Origin of the sequence: Prevotella melaninogenica ATCC 25845, from assembly GCF_000144405.1 — a bacterium.
Classification (GTDB): Bacteria; Bacteroidota; Bacteroidia; order Bacteroidales; family Bacteroidaceae; genus Prevotella; species Prevotella melaninogenica.
Window position 1 is genome coordinate 1 of sequence record NC_014371.1, and the last position, 21,594, is coordinate 21,594.

The following is a 21,594-nucleotide window of genomic DNA, read 5'->3' on the forward strand; positions in this document are numbered from 1 at the left end:
AAAATGAGTGGTTCGTAAGAAAGACGACGCAACCTCCACAGATATAACGATTTACAAACTTTCACGTCTTTAGGACATTATCTTACAAATAGTTCTCTTTATAAATAAATTGCTATCTTTGCACTATCGAAATTAAATCAGAGATAGTCGGCAAGCCACTATTTCGAGAAAGACATAGATATTTATAGATAACCAATTATGAACGTCAGTCCTAAAAATCTTTGGGATAGTTGCCTCCAGCTCATAAAGGAGAATGTGACCGAGCAGCAATTTGACACCTGGTTTCGTCCGATTGTATTACAATCGTACAAGCCAGCATCAAAGACATTGTTAGTTCAGGTCCCAAGCCAATTCGTATATGAGTATTTGGAAGGTCATTACGTAGACTTGCTACGTAAGGTGTTGACGCGTGTCTTCGGACAAGGCGTACAACTGACGTATCGTGTAATGGTTGATCAGGAGAATCACTTGTCACAAGACTTAGAGCAGGACACCGTAGAAGATATCTCGTCACAGCGTCCTACTGCTCGCGCTAATCAGAGCCCAACCGTACTGGATACAGTGCCACAGGACCTCGATTCGCAGCTTGACCCTCATAAGTCATTCAGCAACTATGTTGAAGGCGACAGCAACAAACTACCACGCTCTATCGGTCTTTCTATCGCAGAACATCCTAACACAACACAGTTTAACCCAATGTTCATCTATGGACCATCGGGCTGTGGAAAGACTCACCTTGTGAATGCTATCGGATTAAAAGCAAAGCAGCTTTATCCACAAAAGCGTGTGTTATACGTGTCTGCACGTCTGTTCCAAGTACAGTACACCGATTCTGTACGACAGAATACTACCAACGATTTTATCAACTTCTATCAGACAATTGATATTCTCATTGTCGATGATATTCAGGAATGGGTTACTGCAACAAAGACGCAGGACACCTTCTTCCACATCTTCAACCACCTTTTCCGTAATGGAAAACGTATCATCTTAGCGAGCGACCGTCCACCAGTCGACCTGAAGGGTATGAACGACCGCCTGCTGACTCGTTTCTCTTGCGGACTGATCGCAGAGTTGGAAAAGCCAAACGTACAGCTTTGTGTGGATATTCTCCATAGCAAGATTAAGCGTGATGGTCTTAACATTCCAGAGGATGTAGTGCGCTTCATCGCCGAAACTGCTAATGGCAGCGTACGTGATCTTCAAGGTGTAATCAACTCATTGCTCGCTTACAGCGTCGTTTACAATAGTAATATTGATATGCGATTGGCTGAGCGTGTTATCAAACGTGCAGTGAAGATTGACGACGAACCGCTGACAATTGACGATATCTTGGATAAGGTATGTACACATTATAATGTCACGATGTCGGCAGTCAACTCTCGTTCTCGTAAGAAAGACATTGTGATGGCACGCCAAGTGAGCATGTATATGGCACAGAAATATACGAAGATGCCTGCAAGTCGTATCGGAAAGTTGGTGGGTAATCGTGACCACAGCACCGTAATCCACAGCTGTTCAAAGATTGAAGACCGACTGAAAGTTGACAAAGGATTCCATGCTGAAATCGCAAGTATTGAAAACTCTTTTAAGTTAAAAGCATAAGGTATTAGTTTGAAAGTCTGTCGCAAGCTTGTGGCAGGCTTTTTTAATTGACTTAAACCTTAAACCCTCACCTGAAAATAACCTTCCCCTCACTCTGAAAATAACCTTTCCCTCGCTCTGAAAAATCATTACAAAACAAACAAAAATATCCCATTGAAAGTCCCTAAAAGCACTTAAAATAGTGTCTTTGTAACTCGCAGAGCATCAAATACTTTTACGCGCGCATTTCAAAAGGTGCTTGCTTCGAGTTCAAAAGGGCGTTAGTAAGCGTTCAAAAGGGCATCTTTTGCAAGCCAATTAGGCGTCTTTTCGAAGTCAAAAGAGCATCTTTTAAAATCGAGGATGTGAAAAATCATTACATTTAGTGTAAGGAGTAGCTTTACAGACAACAAAAAATACATATATTTTTCTATGTTTTATGCGAGCGTATTTCTGTCGTGAATATTGTAAAAAGATAAATGCCTATACGTAATTTTATAACAAAAATGATGAGTTGTTGAGCAATAAAAGCTATGATTTCAATTATTCTATTCGTAAAATAGACCGAGGGTTGAGTCGATTACAGATGATAATGTGGAGTCAAATTACTCCATGATTGAAAATAATCCCCCAAAAGGAGTGGGTCTCTCAGATTAAATTTGTATCTTTGCCATGTTTATCGTCAGATTCTATTGTTTTTTTGCAACACTAAGATAAGTGGAAATTCTGACATTGCAAAATCCTGAGCAACTTTTTGTCGCTCAGGTACTTAAAAAGTTTAATTTATAATAGTGTTGTGGAATTAATAGATAACAAAAAAGAAACATGAAGAAAATATTAAACATGTTGCTACCCAACGTGCAGCAAAATTGCAGTACAGCCGCCTTGTTGGTGTTTGTTCTGCTGTTCTTTGCAGGTTCAGGACGCTTCTCGGTAGACGGCTGGTTGGCTAAAAAATTGTCTTAAAGATACAAAAGTGTGGGTTAAGGGCGATACAAAGCACCGTGCTTGCCCCGTTTTAGATAAACAAAAGCGGCGATTAAGCCAGTAAAGCCAGCTTACTTTGAGTAGAAAGTTTATCACATTAACCCCTCAAATCACAGTAACCATCAACTAATTCTACCCTTCTTCACGATGATAGAACATCAATTAGTCTTGATCATTGCGCTCATTTTAGCCACTTGTTTATTGATTATGGTGAGTCAGCGCGTAAAAGTGGCCTATCCCATTATGCTTGTATTGGGTGGTGTGGCAATGAGTTTCATTCCTGGAATGCCCCGTTTCAATATCAATCCCGATTTGATATTCCTTGTGTTTTTGCCGCCTATACTGTACGAAGCGGCGTATTACAACTCGTGGAAAGAACTGTGGCGATGGCGCAGGATAATAAGTTCGTTTGCCTTTATTGTGGTGTTTATCACGGCCCTTGTTGTGGGATTTATAGCCAACACCTTTATTCCGGGTTTCTCGGTGGCCTTAGGTTTTTTGTTGGGTGGCATTGTTTCGCCCCCCGATGCCGTGTCGGCAGCCGCCATTATGAAATTTGTAAAGGTGCCAAGGCGTATATCGGCCATTCTGGAAGGCGAGAGTTTGTTCAACGATGCCAGTTCGCTCATCATCGTTAAGTTTGCCCTTATAGCCATAGGGACAGGTCAATTTGTGTGGTATCAGGCCACCGCATCCTTTATATGGATGGTGATTGGCGGCGCTGGAGTGGGCGTGCTGCTGTCGTATGCGATTATTAAGTTGCACAAGTGGTTGCACAAGTGGCTGCCCATAGACGAGAATATCAACACGATGTTCACCATTTTTAGTCCATATGTGATGTATATTGCTGCCGAAACCGTAGAGGCATCAGGCGTGTTGGCCGTGGTGAGTGGTGGGCTTTACTTCAGTTATCGCCGCTTACAAATCATTGGCTCGTCGTCGAGATTGCGTTCCGAGCATGTGTGGAACTTCCTTATTTTCTTGCTCAATGGTATGGCATTTTTGCTTATCGGACTGGATTTGCCCGAGATAATGACCGGTTTGAAAGAAGATAGCGTGAGTCTTTGGATGGCAACAGCCTACGGTTTGCTCATCACCATGGCATTAGTGGTTATCCGTATGGGTGCGGCTTTCAGTGCAGTGTATATCACACGCTTTATGAGTAAGTTTATAACGGTGGCCGATTCACGCAAACAAAGCTATGCCGGACCCTTGGTTTTGGGCTGGACAGGCATGCGCGGAGTGGTTTCGCTGGCTGCAGCTTTGTCTATTCCGCTGTATATTCCAGGCACGCAAATAGCTTTTCCCGAACGAAGTTTGGTGCTCTACATCACGTTTATGGTGATAACCCTCACGCTAATATTCCAAGGATTGACGCTTCCCGTGCTGCTCAAGATAGTGAAGCTGCCCAATTACGACGACCATATGTCCCACGCAGAAGCCCAACGCATCATCCGAATAGGTATGGCACAGGCCAGTCTTGACTTTCTGGAGCGCAACAATATGTCAGAAAACATAACCCATTCGGCGGTGTTAAACAACCTGGGGAACCACTGGAACGAGCTGTTGGAGAGCGAAGGGAGCGCCACACTCTACGATGAGGTGGCGAGAAAAACCTATCGCGAGATACTTGAAGAGCAACGATTGTGGTTGAACAAGCTTAACAACGAAAACGAAAGAGTGGACGAGGAACTTGTGAGACACTATATTCATCGCATCGACTTAGAAGAAGAACGCCTATTGAAAGAGTAAAACCCAAGACATAGATGTAGAAAATAAGCTTGGAAGAGGTTGTTTTTTAACCCGTTGGCGGAATTAAAATGTAGCTATAATGATATACCTTAATTCCGCAGCATTATTCCTTGTGCGAAAATTTTATATGTTGAGATGTCTTTTTGGGGCTCTATATGTTGATATGAGGTGCTTCGGTGTTTCTTGGGTCTTTTCTAAGCATAAAATCCCCATATCAATGGATAAATCCCCAAAATGTCACTTCAATATATAAAATTTTCGCACAAGGAATAATGCTGCGGAATTGAGGTAATAAAGCAAAATTCAATCAACAAAAGAATTTCTGAGAATAAAAGAATGAAATTACAGCATAAATAACTACATTTGCAGTTGTACACTTTTATTTGACAACGTACAGATAAGGCTGGAGAGAAACAGAGCCGTTATCACCCTCTGACTTCTATAACAATTATATATTGTGCCTCGCCTGACCATCTGCTCCGGTCTTGGCGAGGCACTTTACATTCAATGCTACGAAAAACTAATTCTCTATAGCGATGCGGTGACAATCTCGGCGATGTCCTGTTCCGACAGGGGTGCGAAGGGACAGTTCTCCAAGTGGTCGATAGAGGCTACATGGTGAGCCATCTCTCCGACTCGGCTTTCGTCGATGCCCACCTCGCGGAGGTGCATGGGGATGTCGATGGATTCGAAGAACTTATAAGTGCGGTCGATGACCTGTTCAGCTATCTCTTTATCAGTTCCTTCCGTGATGCCGTAGATGTTCTTGCCGAACTTCACGAAGCGCTCCATCGTTTTCTCTGAGAGCACATGTTTCATCCATCGGGGCGTGATGATGGCGAGTCCGACACCATGCGTGATGTCATAGTAGGCCGAGAGGGCGTGCTCGATGGCGTGCATGGGCCATCCGCTGCCGCCCGTTCCCATCGCTAAGATGCCGTTGCAGCCAAAGGTGCAGGCATACATCAGTTCGGCGCGGGCCTCATAGTTATCGGGTTCCTTCATGGCCACGGACACCCACTTCATCAGCGTCTTTATCAGCGTCTCCAGGAAACCGTCGCTGATGTCGTTGGGCGAGGCACAGAAGTACTGCTCCATCATGTGGTTGATGGCATCGGCAGTACCAGCTGCAGTGTGCTTGGCAGGCACGGTGAAGGTGTATGTCGGGTCCATGAACGAAGCCACGGGATAGAGCAACGCGTCCATGTAGCCGCGCTTGTCGTTGATGGCGGTATTGGTGATAACGCCACCGCAGTCATACTCCGAACCGGTAGCTGCCAGCGTGATGATGTCCACGATGGGCAGGGCCTTCTGAGCCTTCACCTTATAAGAAATCAAATCCCATGCTTCGCCGTCGTAGTAGGCACCGGCGGCAATCGCTTTCGAGCAGTCGAGCACAGAGCCGCCGCCCACAGCCAGAATGACGTCAATCTTCTGCTCCTTGCAAATCCTGACACCTTCCAGCACGCTCGGGTCGTACTTCGGGTTGGGTTCGATGCCGGGCAGCTCGAAAATCTCGAAGTCCTTCAGCAAGTCCTTCACGAGGTCATATAGACCTATCTTCTTAATGCTGCCGCCACCGTAGGTCATCAGCACGCGCTTACCCAGAGGCCGCATGGTCTCCACTAATTTTTCTCTCACTACATCCTTGCCGAAAACGAGTCGGGTAGGAGTCCAATAATCAAAGTTTACCATAGTTATTCCGTATTTTATAGTTATTACTTTAGCGTATCGTATACATCGTCGCCGACAGGTTCCAACCATTCGTTCGATGAGCTATCCTCAACGTGAGTATTGTAAGTTAGGTGCTGCATCCAACCGTCTCTGGCGGCTCCGTGCCAGTGTTTCACGCCCTCGGGGATGGCGATGACGGTGCCGGGCTTCATCTCCACAGCCTCCTTGCCCCACTCCTGATACCAGCCACGGCCGGCAACGCAGATGAGCACCTGAACGGATTTGTGATGAATGTGCCAGTTGTTGTGGCAACGGGGTTCAAACGTTACATTTACCACGCCCCCCTTATCAGCCTCCATCGGAGCGAGATAATTCAGCCCTATGAAGTATTTGGCATAACCCGTGTTAGGCTCGCCAATGGGATAGGGTGTACTTGCCTGAAATTCTTCTTTGGTCTGTATGTCTGAAGTCCACACCTCCTTGGCCATGTTGAACACCGCCCATGCCTTAGGCCAGCCTATATAGAAAGCGGCGTGAGTGATCATCTCCGAAAATTCCTGTCGGGTCACGCCATTGGCTTTGGCCGTATTCAGGTGATATTTGAGCGATGAGTCGGTGATGCCTTGCGCCACGAGTGAGAGAATTGTGGTAAGCGAGCGGTCATGCAGGCTCATCTCTTCCTGACGGTTCCACACTTCACCGAAAAGAATGTCATCGTTGAGATGAGCAAATTCTGGTGCGAACTCTCCGAGGGTGGCACGTCCTGCGGTCTGCTTGATTTCTTTCCTTTCCATATTCTTTTGTGCTTGAATGCCCATCACAGCAGTTGCCATGAGAGCCCAAATTATTATTCCCTTAATTCCGCAGCATAAATTTTTGTGAGAACTCCAAGCGCCTGAGAAACAAAGTTCTCAAAACACTTAGATATGCCAGAAATTTCACCTATCTTGGTGCTGCAAACATAACAAGTAAGCAAAAAACTGACATGACAAAGGTAGCAATTAAAAACGAGAATGTCACTTCCATCGCTGGAATTTATCATATTATGGACGTTTTCTCAAAGTTGAGCTTTGAAAAACTTACCGAATCTGTATTGGGCAAACGTGGAAGTAGCGGCAAAGCATTCTGTTATGGAAGTATTTATAATGAACGTGGAGCAAGCGAAAAGAACTTCGACATACAGAACAATGACTTCGGATGGTCGCATCTGCCCTTTCCCTTTATGGCTGAGAATATGGTTTTCATGATGGTTACCGCCATGCTGAAGAACTTCTATCTCTATCTCATCCGTCATATCAGCGAGAAGGTCAAGCCATTGAAAAAGACAAGCAGGCTGAAAGCCTTTATCCTACATTTTGTCAGCGTGCCAGCAAAATGGGTGCGCACTGGAAGGCAGAACGTTCTGAACCTATATACAAATAAAACCTACTACTCTGAAGTCTTCCTTGAATAAACAGTATTTCTTTGTGGTTATCATATTCCCCATTGGTTTGGGTGGGGGATTTCATGTCTATGCAAGAACCAAGAACCCCAGAAAATCCCCATATCAATGGATAAACCCCAAAAATGTCACTTCAATATATAAAAGTACCTCACAAGGAATAATGCTGCGGAATTGAGGGATGTTATCAATGCTATCAAGAAAAAGACAATGGAAACTGAGTAAAATTATTTATCGCTTTTAATAAAGATACAAAAAATAAATGTACCTTTACGGCGAATAATTATTAAACCTTTATTGACATGAAAAAATCTTTTTGCTTTCATCCCTTGTACTGCGTACAACGTTCTGTTTTGGGGATTCCAATGAATCTTGGTTGTGGAGAAAAAACGTAATATGAATGCTGGAAAAACAAGATTAAAATCAACAGCTGTATACGGAAGAATTATTTTTTGGAAAGAAACTAAATAAAATATTAGTAATGAGATTTTGTGCTATATTGATACTTTCTGTGATTTCAATTCTAAATAGTTTAGAATTGAAATCACAAACTGTTGTAAAAATTTTAAGCAATGGTTGTAAGGTAGAGAGAAGTTTATTTCTAAACGAAAAAAAAATCGGGGTGTATAATAAACGAGGTAGATTGGTTAAATTGTCCGCAGATGATATCAAATATCAAAAGATATTTTTAGATCAATCTTATAGCCTGATTGATTATGGAATAATTCTAAAATATCCCGAGGTCATATATAAAGATGCGTGTATTATTGCTGATATTTTGTCAAGTTATGACCCAAGCGAAATCTTATCGTTTACAAAGCCTATAGGGGAGCGAAAAAAGATTTCTATACAAGATATCAATAAGTATTACACGTATCTTGATGCCAGTGTTGACTATGTATTTAGTATTAACATTATAGTCAAGGATAGTCTTATTACCCAATATAGTTATACTTACAAGCCCAATATGTCTGACGTCATTATTTCATATACATGTGTATTTACTTATGATAAAAATAATCGAATAGTAAAATTAGAAAAAATATATAGTCGACACTATGAAACAAAAGAAATCATATATGAAAACAAATAACACACGTTTTTTACTTTCATCCCTTGTAATGTGTACATTATTTTGTGGCTCCATTTTAGGGTTTTACTCTTGTTCTATTGCACCTACATTGTCTAAATTTCCGATGTCAGACATTCGTTTAGGACTCAATAAATCAGATGTAAAAAAAGGTTCTTCCGTTAAATGCGTAGACTGTTAATAGAATGAGGTTAATCCACATACATGGTATGATTAGCCCCTATTAGATGGTTTTAGAACGAGGCAAAAACTACATGATAAATGTAATTAGGCGCAATGCCTATCTGTCTTCTACAAACAACTTATTCCATTGTTAGTTGATATTTGTAAACTATTTTCATTCAGCTCAAAACCAAAACATGCTCTTTTGGCTTCTTAAAGACGCCCAATTGACTTGCAATAGGTGCCCTTTTGAGGTCTTACTAACGCCCTTTTGAAGTCCAATTAAGCACCTTTTATTTTACCACTTTGTAACTAATTGATTCTCTGTTGATTGCAAACTTGATTCTAATATATATTTTTGCCTTCCTTTATAGATATTTTACTCGAAATTATGTAATGATTTTTCAAACCCTTATCTGTCAATTTTCGAAGTCTTAAAATGAAAAGGTTTCCAATGAAAGAGGATGATAATAGCATAGAATGTTGACTGTCTTAGCTATGTTTTTGTTTAAAGAGTAACTTCGGTTCTTCCATTAAAGCAAAACGAAAAGCGTCCACACATTTAACGGAAGACCATACTTTCACCCACAATGCGGAAGAGGCAAAGAGAAAGGATCAACTCCGAAGCCGAAACCCCGTCCTGTTTCTCCAATGACAGGCGAGATAACAGGTGACCGATGCCAAACTTGCCAAAAAGATGAAATAAATCATCACTCATTCGAGTTTTAACACTCAAAAGTTTGGATAACTCACTTATTTTCTCTATTTTTACTTCCATAATAGTTTTGTTGTCTTGTCTTTAAAATCAGTTCTTTAGCGATTACTAATTTACAAAGAAAATTCGACAAACTGTTATTTTTCTATCTATTTATTAGGGTGGGAAACTTTAGTTTATGATCCTAATACAGGAGAAGAGCTTATTTGGGATGGAAGCAAAAAAAATGGGATATGGGTCATAAATCAGGAAGAGAATATAAAAAAATACACAAAGACTATATGGCTGGGAAAATATCAAAAGAAAAATTTTTGAAAGAAGTTAGAAATCCTGATGATTATAGACCTGAAGCTCCTTGTTCTAATAGAAACCATAAATATGAACAAAAATAAATATTAGAAGTTATGAATGATTTATTTCAAATTATTAGAAGTGGTAACTATGAGGAGTTTACTTCTAAACTAAGCTTGATAGATATAAATGTAATTAATGCTTACCATCAAAATTTATTAGAAGAATCTATAACATGTGGGGTGCAAAAAATATCAGAATATTTAATAAAACAGGGTATTAATTTGGATCATCAAGATATTAATGGGAAAACTCCATTACACTATTGTGCAGAATATGATGATAAATCTATAGCCGCATTGATTTTGCAAAATGGAGGAGATGTAAATGTAAAAGATAAATACGGAAATAATCCTTTGTGGACTGCTGTATTCAATGAAAATTACCAAATTGTTCAGTTATATGTTGATAATAACGGAGATATTAATAATAAGAATGGTAACAATATGTCACCTTTAGATTTTGCAATTGAACTTGCTGATACTACACTTATTGAAATATTAACTTTAAAAAATAATATATCTCATACATAACGATGATAGTGGATAATGAGCCAAAACGGTACAGGTCAAAACAATCACCTGATTTTCAAAAGATTATTAAAGATTAGGCATAAAGGCAGGAAAAGACTCTCTGCCTTTTACCATATTTGTAACCAAAACAAAGAAAAAATAATCTTACAAGAACGCTTCGCACTTTACGCTCCAGATTAAGAGTTGAGTTTCAATGTCCGCATTGCCATTCAAACAATATTATCAGGAGAGGTAAAAGTAGTACAGGTAAACAACGCTACCGATGTAAGAATTGAATTAGATGTCCTGATGTGCCATCTGTCCCATCGTGGGCAGGTGGCACATCTGCCATCGGGCTTCTTTTGTTTCTGCTTTTTCAGGTATAAGTGACAAAATATTTGTAAACATAAAATAACGATATGTCAAACAAAGTTGCTATATTTGTAGTTCGGCACTTTAAAACAAACTTTCCTGTCACTGCTGTCATCATTTGTGGGTGTTTAACTTGTTGATTTACAATGAACTCTATGCAAATGTTAAAATGACAGCAAATGAAAATAAAAGTAAGTTGAGCTAAATGCAATATAACGGAGATGGCGATGGGCAAAGATATACAGAGATGAAACATAAGTTTACTGATAAGTTTTGGGATAAATGCTTTGAGTTTGAAATCTCTAATCAAACTCGTAAATATTTTCCGTTACTTCATGCTGCAACGGTATCTCCGTGTTTTCTATTACTTTGTTTTTAATAATTCTCTATGTTCTCTGCTTGACATTTATTGAAATACTAAACTTAATAACAAGCCTTATTATTCCAAATTACTGAAGGAACTTACTTAATAATTCCAATTTGGTCATCATGTCACAATTTGTTTAGGCTCTAATGCCAGATTTGGGTTAAATTAATTCTCCTTTTTATTTTATAATGTTATTTTTTGCTTTATATTTTTCTATAAAGCAGTACTTTTTCGTTGTCTTTTTATTAGTTGTTATGTATCTGATATATAGCTTATTATGATTTCTTTTGATGTTTAAAAGGTTATTGAAAGACTTATATTGATTTATATTATATCCGTAGGAAGTTTGTATTCGCTTTTAGTTTCGCTTTTTCTTCGTAATATTGTAGTTGAAAAGGAAAGATAAGAAACCTAAATCTTTGTTGATAAGAGAAAGGACTTCGAGTTTTATTACGAAATAAAGCAGATTTTAATAACCTTTTAATATATAAGTTTATGGGATTAAAAACATTTACAAAATCTATTTTATGTTGCGCTTTATTCGTTGTTGGCGCATTGTCTGCAAAAGCTGCTGACCGCTTAGTAATTGTCGGTGACGCTACATGGGGTGGTTGGAATCTTAGTCAATCTACCGTTATGCAGAAGCCTGATGAGAACGCTGATGTCTTCAAGGCAACTGTTCATTTAGATGCAAACAAGGAGTTTAAGTTTTTGACGGAGCTTGGTTGGGGTAACTTGGAGTATCGTGCTGGAGCGAGTTCTGTTACCTTACAGTCGGGTGTTGAGGCTCCATTGGTTAGCAGCGAAGATGAGCCTACCGATGGTAAGTTCTTTGTTTCTGAGTCTGCCAACTATGATATTGTTTGTAATTTGGCTACGAAAAAAGTGGTTGTTACCAAGGCTGCTTATCAGGCAACAGCATTGAAGCACACTGCTTTATGGATGATTGGTAGTGCTACAAAGGGCGGTTGGAGTATCGGTGAAGGAACGATTATGAAGGCAGATGCAACTAATCCTGCAAAGTTCTCAGCACGAACCGAGTTGAAGGCTGGTGAGTTGAAGTTCGGTACGAATGTTTATGCTGGCTTCGATCAGATGTTCTATTTGCGCGACTTGTCAGACGAGGGTAAGATTGTCTTTGGTGGTGATGATAACAAATGGAACTTCACAGAGGAGGCTACATACGATGTTACCGTTGATGTTGCTGCGATGACAGTGTCATTTACTAAGGTTGATCCAACAGCGATTAGCACTGTAGAGACAGCAAACAATGCACCTGCAGTTTACTACACATTGAGCGGTGTGAAGGTTGAGAAGCCTGTTGCTGGTGTTTATGTAAAGCGTCAGGGTGGTAAGTCTGTGAAGGTTGTAGTGAAATAAAACCTTGTTTCTTACAATAGTTGGGGTGAGAGAATAAGCCCCTTTGTATAGTAAAACTTCTTACATTCGGTTATAAATAAAGCCATATCGACATCTCCCTACGGAGATGAAGATATGGCATTTTGATTTGTAGAAAAGGTTTGTTATATTTTATGCGTACGGTAAATTATGTAATCACCGTCCGCTTGGATTGTAAATTCATTCGATAAGGCTTCGTTCAGTGTTCCCTGCCATAGCTCGCTGAATGGATAGACGTCCCATTTGAGTCCGTTGCTGCTTAGTTCTTTGCAGGTTGCATTGAAGATACTGACTTGCTGTCCGGGGAAAGAATCAAAACGAGTTGTACCTGATGCTGCAACAAAATAACCATAGTCGGTTACCATCACTGGGTCGATAGCCAACTGACGATAGTAATAGAGCATGAGAGAGATGTTGCCCAAAGTATGATCTTCACGCTTCCCCGTCGCTCCGAGGTAGCAGAAGCGAGGGCGAGTATGGGTAGATGCATCCATCTTTAGATGTGAACGAGCAAAGAGGGTAGCCTTCGTAAGGTCGTTAAACTCCTGCTCTGAAATCGGATGATAGATGTGTGCATAGCGTTGTTTCAGCTCTTCAGAGAGTGAGTCGCCATCGCCCACCACTGCTGTTGGCTCTATATCATATTCCAATAAATCCTCCAAAGCACCATCACATACAATCAGATTTTCTGCAGTACGTAGGATGTGAAGGGGTAGGGCGTGGGTTGGGAAGTCGCCAGCAGCAAGGATGACGGTACTAAAACCTCCCCCGAAGACCTCCCCTAACCCCTCCAAAGGAGGGGAAAGCCTAACGGGGTGTTCGTTGGGAATGTGTTGGTGTCCGTCATTATTATTCTCTTTATTATTGATAATCATTTGCTTTGCAGTTCTATTTTATTTTTTCTCTCTTTCGAGATACTTTGTATTCGTTTTATTTATTGCAATAATCTATTTTGTTCTTTCTCTCTTCGAGATACTTTGTTTTCGTTTAATTTATTGCAATAACCTTATTTTATTCTTTCTCTCTTTCGAGATACTTTGTTTTCGTTTAATTTATTGCAATAACCTTATTTTATTCTTTCTCTCTTCGAGATACTTTATATGGTATCATTCCTTTCGATAACTTCTTCTTCAACCTATGAATATATTTTGGAGAACTCTAAAGGAACTTTTCTTCCGTTAGGCATCCCCCTCCTTTGGAGGGGTTAGGGGAGGTCCTTCCCTATTTGCACTCCCCTCCTTTCGGAGGGGTTGGGGGAGGCTCCTCCTCCACTTAAAATACCCTGCCACTGCAATAACAGCATAGAAAGCATAGAGTCCTGCGGTGAAAGGAATCTCTTTATATACATAAAGTCCTGCTAATTCGATGTCGACAACAATCCATATCCACCACTGTTCGATGTATTTCTTTGCTAACGCCCACAGTCCGATGAAGCTGAGTGCATTGCCGAAGCTATCTAATACTGGTACGGTAGAGTTTGTGAACTTTATGAGGATGATATAAAGTGCAGCCCAGAGAAGGAGGAAGGTAAGCAATGAGGGGAGTATCAACCGACGAGGATAGTGTGTGATAGGAATCTCCTCCGCCCCTTTCTTCCTTCCGAACTTCCAATATAAGAAGCCATAGATGGCTGCTAAGGTATAGTATATCTGCATTCCAAAGTCCGCATACAGTCCTGCCTCGTAATAGACAAACATATAGATGACAGGCATAATAATCCCCGTCAACCAAAGCCATATACTCGCTTTGTATTCTTGATAGATGTAAATTAGGCCGACGATGCAGCCCAGCATGTCTAATGTCATGATGAATATGAAAGAAAAGCGACCAACAACAAACAATCAGCAATCCACCCACCAACTGGCCGGCCAACCAACCGGCCCCTCCCCCTTCCCCTCCCCCGAAGGGAGGGGCGTAGAATGCGTGATACCCCTACATGAGATTACAAGTGGATAAGTTTACGTGTAAACAAGTTGTCCTGCTTGAGTGTTGAGTCTTTTTACAAGCAATCTACAAGCATACCCCTTGTGATTAACATGAGTTTACAAGTGGATAAGTTTACGTGTAAACAAGTTGTTCTGCTTGAGTATTGACTCTTTTTACAAGCAATCTACAAGCATACAATACATTTCACGCCCCTCCCTTCGGGGGAGGGGAAGGGGGAGGGGCCAGTTGTTAGGTCTTGTTCTATTTAAAACTTCACCGCAACACTTCCCATCACATTAAACCCTGCCATTGGGATAAAACCAATCTGTGTGTAACGGTTCTCATTAGGATGACTGTTGTTGTCGAGGATTGTGCTGTACACCCATCCGCTGGCTGCATAATGGCGATTGAAGATATTGTTGAGGTTCACACCGAAGACAGCTTCCTTCAAACCTGCAATGTGCTTGGTAGGACGAAGGGTATAGCTGAGGGTGACATTCGTCTGTGAATAGCATGGCAACGAACGTGTCATGTTCTCGGTATTGTCGAGATACTGACGACTGACGAAGTTTGTATGCCATACAGCCTCAAAGCCTTTGTAATGGAGATTGAGCATACCATTGAGGATAGCTGATGGTGAGAATGCCAAAGTAGAGTGGTTGTAATGAATCTTACGGAACGAAGACTCCCAGTCTACGCTTGCCATCTCGTCAAAGTCCTTGATGATATTACGACTCAAAGCAGCGTTACCCTCAACGGTCAACCATGACAGTGGGCTCCAGCCTGCCTCCAACTCAGCACCCATACGATAGCTGTCCTTGATGTTTGTAGTCAGATTCGCACCGATATCACTCTGTGCACCAGTCTGTACAAACTGGTTGTTATAGTCCATATAATAGAGGTTCACCCCTGCTCTCCAGTTGCGACCATTGTATTGATAGCCCATTTCGATATCCACCATACGCTCTGGTGATGGTGCAGGATAACTACCGTTGTTGGTGAAGTTATTACGTTCTGGCTCACGACTGGCATGCGCAATAGATGCGTAAGCCTTGTGACCGCCACGATAATAGCTGATTCCCGCTTTCGGATTAACGAAGTCATAACGCTCGCTGATGTCTAAGAGCTGGTTCTGATAGCCACTTCCGACCTTATAGAAGCGGTCGTTCTGACCATCGGTCATATATTCTACATGACGGATCTGCAGGTCCATAAATACGTTCCAATAGTCTGCAAAGTTGTATTTTGCCTTGAAGAATCCACTGTAATCATACTTATGTGCCTTAGAGTCATAATACTTATAATCATTGCCACCAGCGCGATATTTCGCATCTGCCTCCTCATTCTTTATATAAGTAAGGTAGCCGAAGTGACTGCCACGGAACTGCTGCAGATTCAGTCCGCCCGTTACGTCCCAGTTCTCGTCCTTGTAATTGCTGGTGTAAACAATGCCGTAGGTGTGCTGTGACAAACCTTTCAGGCGTACGAAATCAGACTTCTTGATAAACTTACCATTGCTATCGGTGAATGCCAAACCGAACTTCGCAAACTTTGTGTTATGCTTAAATTCGCTGTAATAGCCGTAACCGTAGGTGTAATGCAGGGTTACGTTGTGACTCCAATGATTGGAAGGGTGGAAAGCAAACGATAAGAGGTTATGATTCTGATAGAAATTATCTGTCGTCTTGTTCCAGAATGAGCCGTCACGCATCGTGTAACGTGCTGTCTGGTAGTTGCCATTCCCATCCTTTACGAAGGCTCCGTTAGCATCGGTCTGCAGGTATTCATAGAGTTGGTTGAACTTGCCCAAACCTCTGTCATACATATCTTTATAGGTCATGATACCTGTCTTAGCACCGTAGGTACCATCCATCAAACTCAAGTCATTACTACCCGTAACGACACCATTCCATGCCTGTCCAGTCTTTTCAAAGTTGCCGATGTTCTTATAGCTGATGCGGAAGTTATCGCCCAACCATGTTAGTCCACCATAGTAAGAACCCGAACGTCCACTCGTTCCGTTGACATATCCGTCTGTTGCGGTCTCATGATAAGCTCCATCGAAGACAAGATGATTGAACAACAGACCCGTAGAGAACTTCAAACCAGCGTTATACGTATTGTATGAACCGTATGAACCACTCACCTCTACGCTTGGTTTTCTACTTGGTGCGCTCGTTGCCAACGACACCGAACCACCGAAGGCACCGTCGCCATTGGTTGAAGTACCGATACCACGCTGTATTTGTACACTATTCATCAGCGATGCGTAAGAGTTCATGTTTGCCCAAAAGACCGTCTGGTCCTCAGGCGAATTGAGTGCAACACCGTCTAAGGTGATGTTGATTCTACTGCCCGCAGCACCACGAATGCGCATCGCTGCCGTACCCGTTCCAAGTCCATTTTCGCCCCAAGCCAATACGCCCGGTGTCTGTGAGAGGAGGAAAGGCAGTTCACGTCCACTCTTTGAGAACGTCTCAAGTTCCGTTTTTTTGATATTAGAAACAGCGTATGGTGCACTCTTTGGCGCACGTACACCTGCCACAACGACCTCATCAAGATGTTGTTGTTTCAGTGTGTCCGTCACTGTTTGCGCCTTTATAGCTGCCACGCACGTCAGTGCAGCAGTAAATAGGATAATTCTTTTCATATCCCAGGTTGATGATTTAAGAAAAAAGTATAAGGGGGTATCTTCCTACGCCGGCATTATCCGTATCAGGTCAATGGGTATAATCTCAGCAAGCCCAAACAGGCAAGCACCCCTTAGTTTCCATTCTGAAAACCGATGCAAAAGTAATACTTTCTTATCAAACTGCCAAAAGTAATCTGTATAAATATCGGATGCGCGTGTTTATATTCGTGTCTTTCTATACGTGGAGTGGTAAAATTAGCTCAGCAGAAATATTGAGGAATAAATCAAAACTCTTACATATAAAGTACACAGAGCCACAGAGTTGACAGAGCTAATGGCAATATCATGGAGGTGCCAGTGGCACAAAGAGCGACGGAGATATAGCGTACAGATTCCTCATACCTTTTGGGATAAATATTCTGAACAGAATGTGTCTAATATGATTGGCAAACAAGCTCTGTCGCTCCATGCACCGACGGTGTCTCCGTGCCTACCGTCGCTTTGTCTTAATAATTCTCCATTTACTCCGTGCCTCTGTGTGACATTTCTTTAAAACTCTAAACTCAAGAGGTAAACCTTATCTCACCAAACTACTGTTGACCTATAAATATTCTCTTATGGAAGAAACTATTACACTTCTCACAATATAAGTTTAGTTTTGATTTGCTGTCACTTTTAACATTTTAAGTAACCCCCATGAAAACCAACGATTTATCTTGTGCTTTTAAGTGATAGCAGTGACAGCAAAATTGAAATACGCAAAAAGGAAAGAAGATTAGAAGTGTCTAAAACCATAGATTTCATGATTTCATAGCTAACATTACTATTAAGGTCAATCGTGCAACAACTTGTTGCATAATTAGAATAAATCTCGATATTACAATTAATTCTCAATTATAATAAAATCATGTATACATAATAAATCTCCTTCTGCCCTTCCCCTTCTGTCCTTCCGTTTTTTATTATTCTGTCTTTTTTGTCATTCTGTCTCTTTTGTCCCTTTTGTCATTCTGTCTTCTTCTGTCCTTTTTTGTTCATTTTGTCATTTTTTGTCATTCTGTCATTCTGTCTCTTTTTGTCATTCTGTCTCTTTTTGTCCTTCTGTCTTCTTCCGTCCTTCTGTATTGTAAATATAATCCTAATATTGAAAATCAAAAAGGCATTAATTACCTTTCAATTAATGCCCTTTTAGTTTGCAAAAGATGCCCTTTAAGCCCCTTACTAACGCCCTTTTGGAGTCCAATTAAGCACCTTTTTGTCTTGCCTTTGTAACTGATTGAATTTCTGACTGTTGTAGGCTTGCGCCTTATACGTGTTTTCTACCTTTGTTTTAGGTGTTTTACAGGATTTGATGTAAATATTTTTCACTAAACACTCCGCCTTTTATAGCTTGCAAATAGATAGCCTTTTTGTATCGTTAGGAGGATAGTAAAAGAGGTTATTGTCTATCTAAGTCATCTGTTTTTCACTATAAAGTGTTATCTTTGTGGGCGAGTATTACTCAAGTATGTTTTATCAACGAAAGCATTGTTTTATGGAGAAGAAGGTTTATTTTGCAGGTTCTATCCGTGGCGGTAGGGAGGATGCGGCTGTGTATAAGCGGATGATAGACTATATCAACAGGACTGATACAGTACTTACGGAGCATATCGGATTAGGAAGTTTGAGCGTAACGACACGTACGAAAGAGGATGATGTACATATATATGAGCGTGATACAGAGTGGCTTAGGTCATCCGATGTGCTGATAGCAGAATGTACGAACCCTTCTCATGGCGTCGGTTATGAATTAGCATACGCTGAGGCTCGTAATATCCCTGTCCATATCTTCTATGACAAGAGTAAAGCCAATATCTCCGCAATGCTGAATGGCAATGCCTATTTTAAGGTTTATCCTTATGAGAAGGAAGCAGAGATATATCCCGTTTTGGATATAATCTTAGGAAATAAGTAGGGCGATTTAATAGAGAAAAAACGATATTCGAGGTTGACAGTATGCTCTCATCCTTGTCAAGATAGGGACGGACATGCTTGCTTTTTCTGTTATAAAGCAAAGTGGGTAGTGAGCATCACACTTCTTGGACGAAGCTGGTAGAGGGTGTAGCTTTCGGAAAGATTGCTGTTAGAACGATAGATAAAGGTTTTTGTATTGAAGACATTATCGACGTTCAAGACGAATTGTATCTTCTTTTTTGTTTTAAAGGTGATACTAAGATTCATAAAGGTGTAATCCTTTTTATCCGTAAAACCACTGTTATGCGTGTATTGCAGGTTGGTGTTAAGTATCAGTCTGTCAGGGATAAAAGCTATGGAGAGCGTAGCCTCATTGCTAAAGTTGCGAATCATATTTGTGTAGTTACCCGACTTTGATTGAGAGATTGCCCATCGACAGTTCTCTGTCAGTCGGATGTTCTTGATAAGATTAAAAGCAAGATTGGTAGAGACGAAGAAACTATTATACTGATAGTCGGTGATGACAGACTGGCGCAGTATCTTGCTTGTGTTAGTTGAATAATCAGCTGTTGCCCCGATACTCATGTCGTGCCAAGTAATCTCCTTTCTTACATTTGCTGTCATAGAGAAGTTGTTTTGGTGGTTCGGAGCATATTCAGCTTGCAATAGTGTATGTGCATTCTGGTCTATTGTCGTACCATAAATCATGTCACTCCATGAGCGACTAACCGCCCCAGAGAGATAGGCAAAGAACTGATGAGGGATATTCTTGTAGTGTATCTTCCCATGTATAGTTGCCGATTTGTTTTCCGATAGATTCACCTTGTAGCGGTTCAGCGTCCTATAGTTGCTCATCAAATAGGCTGTGAACAGACTTCTCCAACTCGTAGGAAACATCCCATAACTCCCTCCTGCAGAAAGCGTCCAATTGTCAGTAGCTTTCCAAAGCATTGTAAAAGATGGCGAGAAGAGTAGGGTTGTGCGCTTTCCTTTTGTCGTCTCGTTAGCTATTGGTTCGTTATCCACCTTTGTGTAGTTGAGCGATAAAGGCAGATTGAACGATAGACGGAATGTGTTTTTGACATATTGTAGGTTGGCTCCAATGTTGCTTTTCATCTGCAAGTAACCCATGTCTCCACTCGTAGCTATCGTCACAGCTGTATCGTTTAATAGACTTTTCAGTCCCACATATTCAATATCAAACTCTGCGGAAGGCGCAATAGTCCAGTTGTGTTTTCGGATGTTTCTTATCAAAGTAAGGCTGTTGTAACTTCCCATGTTTGAGAGTCTTACATCTTGTCTTACCTGCATATCCCCTTCAATGGCGAGTGCTTGTGGATTTGTCTGTACAAAGTTGGTTGTCTTTAGCTTAAAACCTCCGCCATTGGTTGTACGCTGAATCCATTCTGTATGATTGTTTAGTCCTAAGTTCCTATTAAAAGCATGTTGCTGAATACGTGCATTGTTTGACAAAGTTAGTCCATTGTCGTCGCTCCAGTTTCCTGCTAAGTCAAGTGTGTTTTTAAGATAAGTCTTACTGCCGTTGTTCTCAAAATGCAACTGCATTGTGGCAGCGTTCGTCGTATTACGCGCAGAAATGTCTTCGGTCATCAAACGAGTACTTGCATCAGGGAGCAGATAAGTGGTTTGCGAATAGCTACTTTGCCGTTGGATATCGTGTCTGTAAGTTATGTTATACTTTATTTCCGCCGTCTCACTTAGTTTGTTGAGATTGCTGAAACATAGGTTATGCTGATTGTTACGTAGACTCTTACCTATAGGAGATGAGCCTGGAAAGATGATGGATGTTAGGCGAGAGGCTCCGATATTACTCCCACCATAGTATGATTTAAACCAATCGACACTTGAGCCATTATTATCTGTTTCGTAATAGAAAACGTGCTGTTGTCTTTGTGCAAAGTACATTAGGGCAGCATTGACCTCTCTCAATAAACCGTTAGAATCGAAGCCTATCCCTAAGTCTATGGTCTTTAGCCATCTGCCCTTTGCTTTCTTCTTTAGCCTTAAGTTGATAGCTGCCGATTCAGGTGGTATCTGATCCTGCAATGCCTTGATGTGTTCATGGTTTTCCATCACCTGTACCGTACTGACATCCTCTGCCTTAATGCCATTCGTGGCGATGCTATATTTGCCCGCAAACATATCCATGTTCTCAATGTAGAAATGGTTGATAGGTACACCTTGATACTTCACCATGCCACCTTCTAACGTGATACCTGGTAGCTGTTTGAGAATATCACCGATGGTTCTGTCCTGTCCTTTCATATAGGCAGAGACCAAGTAGTTCAGTGTGTCCCTACTTCCCCATAGCTTTCTTGCCTTTATCTCCACTTCTTTCAGTGTGATACTCTCGTAGGTGGTGGTGAAGTTAACGGTCTGACTCGTTGACGTTATCCGCTTCACCTGCCGTTTTATATTGAATCCTGTCAGGCTTAAAAGAAGATTGTCATTTGTTTGTGGATAGCTGATAGCGTATCTGCCATCTTCATTGGTCACGCTACTGGCAAGAATGGAAGAATCCTTTTCTTGTATGATTGTAAGAATACAGCCATCCATAGGTTGATGTTTATTATCAACCACACGCCCAGTAATAGTCAGAGAGTCTCCCTGACTATTCTGAGCCATACTGTTTATAGACAATAAGCCGATAAACGATA

14 protein-coding genes and 2 pseudogenes are annotated in these 21,594 nt (G+C 41.2%); 9 read left to right on the forward strand and 7 right to left on the reverse strand.

Annotated features, from left to right (window positions below; all coding sequences use genetic code 11):
* The first annotated feature begins 198 nt into the window (after positions 1–198).
* The 3 genes from dnaA to HMPREF0659_RS07140 all read left to right on the forward strand — a co-directional run bounded on the left by dnaA (position 199) and on the right by HMPREF0659_RS07140 (position 4,323).
* On the forward strand, positions 199–1,605 hold the full coding sequence (dnaA, locus tag HMPREF0659_RS07135) for a chromosomal replication initiator protein DnaA (RefSeq protein WP_013265222.1): 1,407 nt from the start codon (positions 199–201) through the stop codon (positions 1,603–1,605).
* An 804-nt stretch (positions 1,606–2,409) separates the two neighbouring features.
* Positions 2,410–2,550: a hypothetical protein gene (locus HMPREF0659_RS12810; protein ID WP_013265718.1), complete on the forward strand. Its 141-nt coding sequence runs from the start codon at positions 2,410–2,412 to the stop codon at positions 2,548–2,550.
* A gap of 168 nt (positions 2,551–2,718) precedes the next feature.
* The gene (locus HMPREF0659_RS07140; protein WP_174254487.1) at positions 2,719–4,323 is read left to right on the forward strand and encodes a Na+/H+ antiporter; all 1,605 of its coding nucleotides are present in this window, start codon (positions 2,719–2,721) and stop codon (positions 4,321–4,323) included.
* 528 nt (positions 4,324–4,851) lie between these two features.
* Here HMPREF0659_RS07140 and HMPREF0659_RS07145 read toward each other — a convergent pair.
* Positions 4,852–6,018 (reverse strand): iron-containing alcohol dehydrogenase, encoded by a 1,167-nt coding sequence (locus tag HMPREF0659_RS07145; protein ID WP_044046013.1) that lies wholly within the window; start codon positions 6,016–6,018, stop codon positions 4,852–4,854.
* Positions 6,019–6,041: 23 nt separating this feature from the next.
* Positions 6,042–6,830, reverse strand: coding sequence for a carboxymuconolactone decarboxylase family protein (locus HMPREF0659_RS07150; RefSeq protein ID WP_013265035.1), 789 nt, complete (start codon positions 6,828–6,830; stop codon positions 6,042–6,044).
* 302 nt (positions 6,831–7,132) lie between these two features.
* Between HMPREF0659_RS07150 and HMPREF0659_RS07155 the strand changes: the two are divergent.
* Positions 7,133–7,450: pseudogene (locus HMPREF0659_RS07155) on the forward strand (IS1380 family transposase); the annotation flags it as partial.
* 1,814 nt (positions 7,451–9,264) lie between these two features.
* On the opposite strand, the pseudogene HMPREF0659_RS07165 reads toward HMPREF0659_RS07155, so the two are convergent.
* Positions 9,265–9,468, reverse strand: a pseudogene (locus HMPREF0659_RS07165) (IS4 family transposase); the annotation flags it as partial.
* A gap of 143 nt (positions 9,469–9,611) precedes the next feature.
* On the opposite strand from HMPREF0659_RS07165, the gene HMPREF0659_RS07170 reads away from it, so the two are divergent.
* From HMPREF0659_RS07170 to HMPREF0659_RS07180, 4 genes are all read left to right on the forward strand, one after another.
* Positions 9,612–9,797 (forward strand): GH-E family nuclease, encoded by a 186-nt coding sequence (locus HMPREF0659_RS07170; RefSeq protein ID WP_044046015.1) that lies wholly within the window; start codon positions 9,612–9,614, stop codon positions 9,795–9,797.
* A 12-nt stretch (positions 9,798–9,809) separates the two neighbouring features.
* Positions 9,810–10,289, forward strand: a complete 480-nt coding sequence (locus tag HMPREF0659_RS07175) for an ankyrin repeat domain-containing protein (RefSeq protein ID WP_013265612.1) — start codon at positions 9,810–9,812, stop codon at positions 10,287–10,289.
* 221 nt (positions 10,290–10,510) lie between these two features.
* Positions 10,511–10,564, forward strand: a complete 54-nt coding sequence (locus tag HMPREF0659_RS13035) for a hypothetical protein (RefSeq protein ID WP_394330203.1) — start codon at positions 10,511–10,513, stop codon at positions 10,562–10,564.
* A 938-nt stretch (positions 10,565–11,502) separates the two neighbouring features.
* Complete coding sequence (locus tag HMPREF0659_RS07180; protein ID WP_013265728.1) at positions 11,503–12,387, forward strand: SusF/SusE family outer membrane protein; 885 nt, start codon at positions 11,503–11,505, stop codon at positions 12,385–12,387.
* Between the two features lie 143 nt (positions 12,388–12,530).
* On the opposite strand, the gene HMPREF0659_RS07185 is transcribed toward HMPREF0659_RS07180, so the two are convergent.
* The 3 genes from HMPREF0659_RS07185 to HMPREF0659_RS07195 all read right to left on the reverse strand — a co-directional run bounded on the left by HMPREF0659_RS07185 (position 12,531) and on the right by HMPREF0659_RS07195 (position 16,981).
* Positions 12,531–13,280, reverse strand: coding sequence for a thiamine diphosphokinase (locus HMPREF0659_RS07185; RefSeq protein WP_013265161.1), 750 nt, complete (start codon positions 13,278–13,280; stop codon positions 12,531–12,533).
* A 303-nt stretch (positions 13,281–13,583) separates the two neighbouring features.
* Entirely contained in the window at positions 13,584–14,210 is a 627-nt protein-coding gene (pnuC, locus tag HMPREF0659_RS07190) for a nicotinamide riboside transporter PnuC (RefSeq protein WP_044046016.1), read from the reverse strand.
* Between the two features lie 386 nt (positions 14,211–14,596).
* Positions 14,597–16,981 carry a TonB-dependent receptor gene (locus HMPREF0659_RS07195; protein ID WP_044046017.1) on the reverse strand — a complete coding sequence of 795 codons (2,385 nt, stop codon included), beginning with the start codon at positions 16,979–16,981 and terminating at the stop codon, positions 14,597–14,599.
* A gap of 1,516 nt (positions 16,982–18,497) precedes the next feature.
* On the opposite strand from HMPREF0659_RS07195, the gene HMPREF0659_RS07200 reads away from it, so the two are divergent.
* Entirely contained in the window at positions 18,498–18,917 is a 420-nt protein-coding gene (locus HMPREF0659_RS07200) for a nucleoside 2-deoxyribosyltransferase (protein WP_013265611.1), read from the forward strand.
* Between the two features lie 89 nt (positions 18,918–19,006).
* Here HMPREF0659_RS07200 and HMPREF0659_RS07205 read toward each other — a convergent pair whose 3' ends face one another.
* Positions 19,007–21,562, reverse strand: coding sequence for a TonB-dependent receptor (locus HMPREF0659_RS07205; RefSeq protein WP_013265913.1), 2,556 nt, complete (start codon positions 21,560–21,562; stop codon positions 19,007–19,009).
* Between the last annotated feature and the right edge of the window lie 32 nt (positions 21,563–21,594).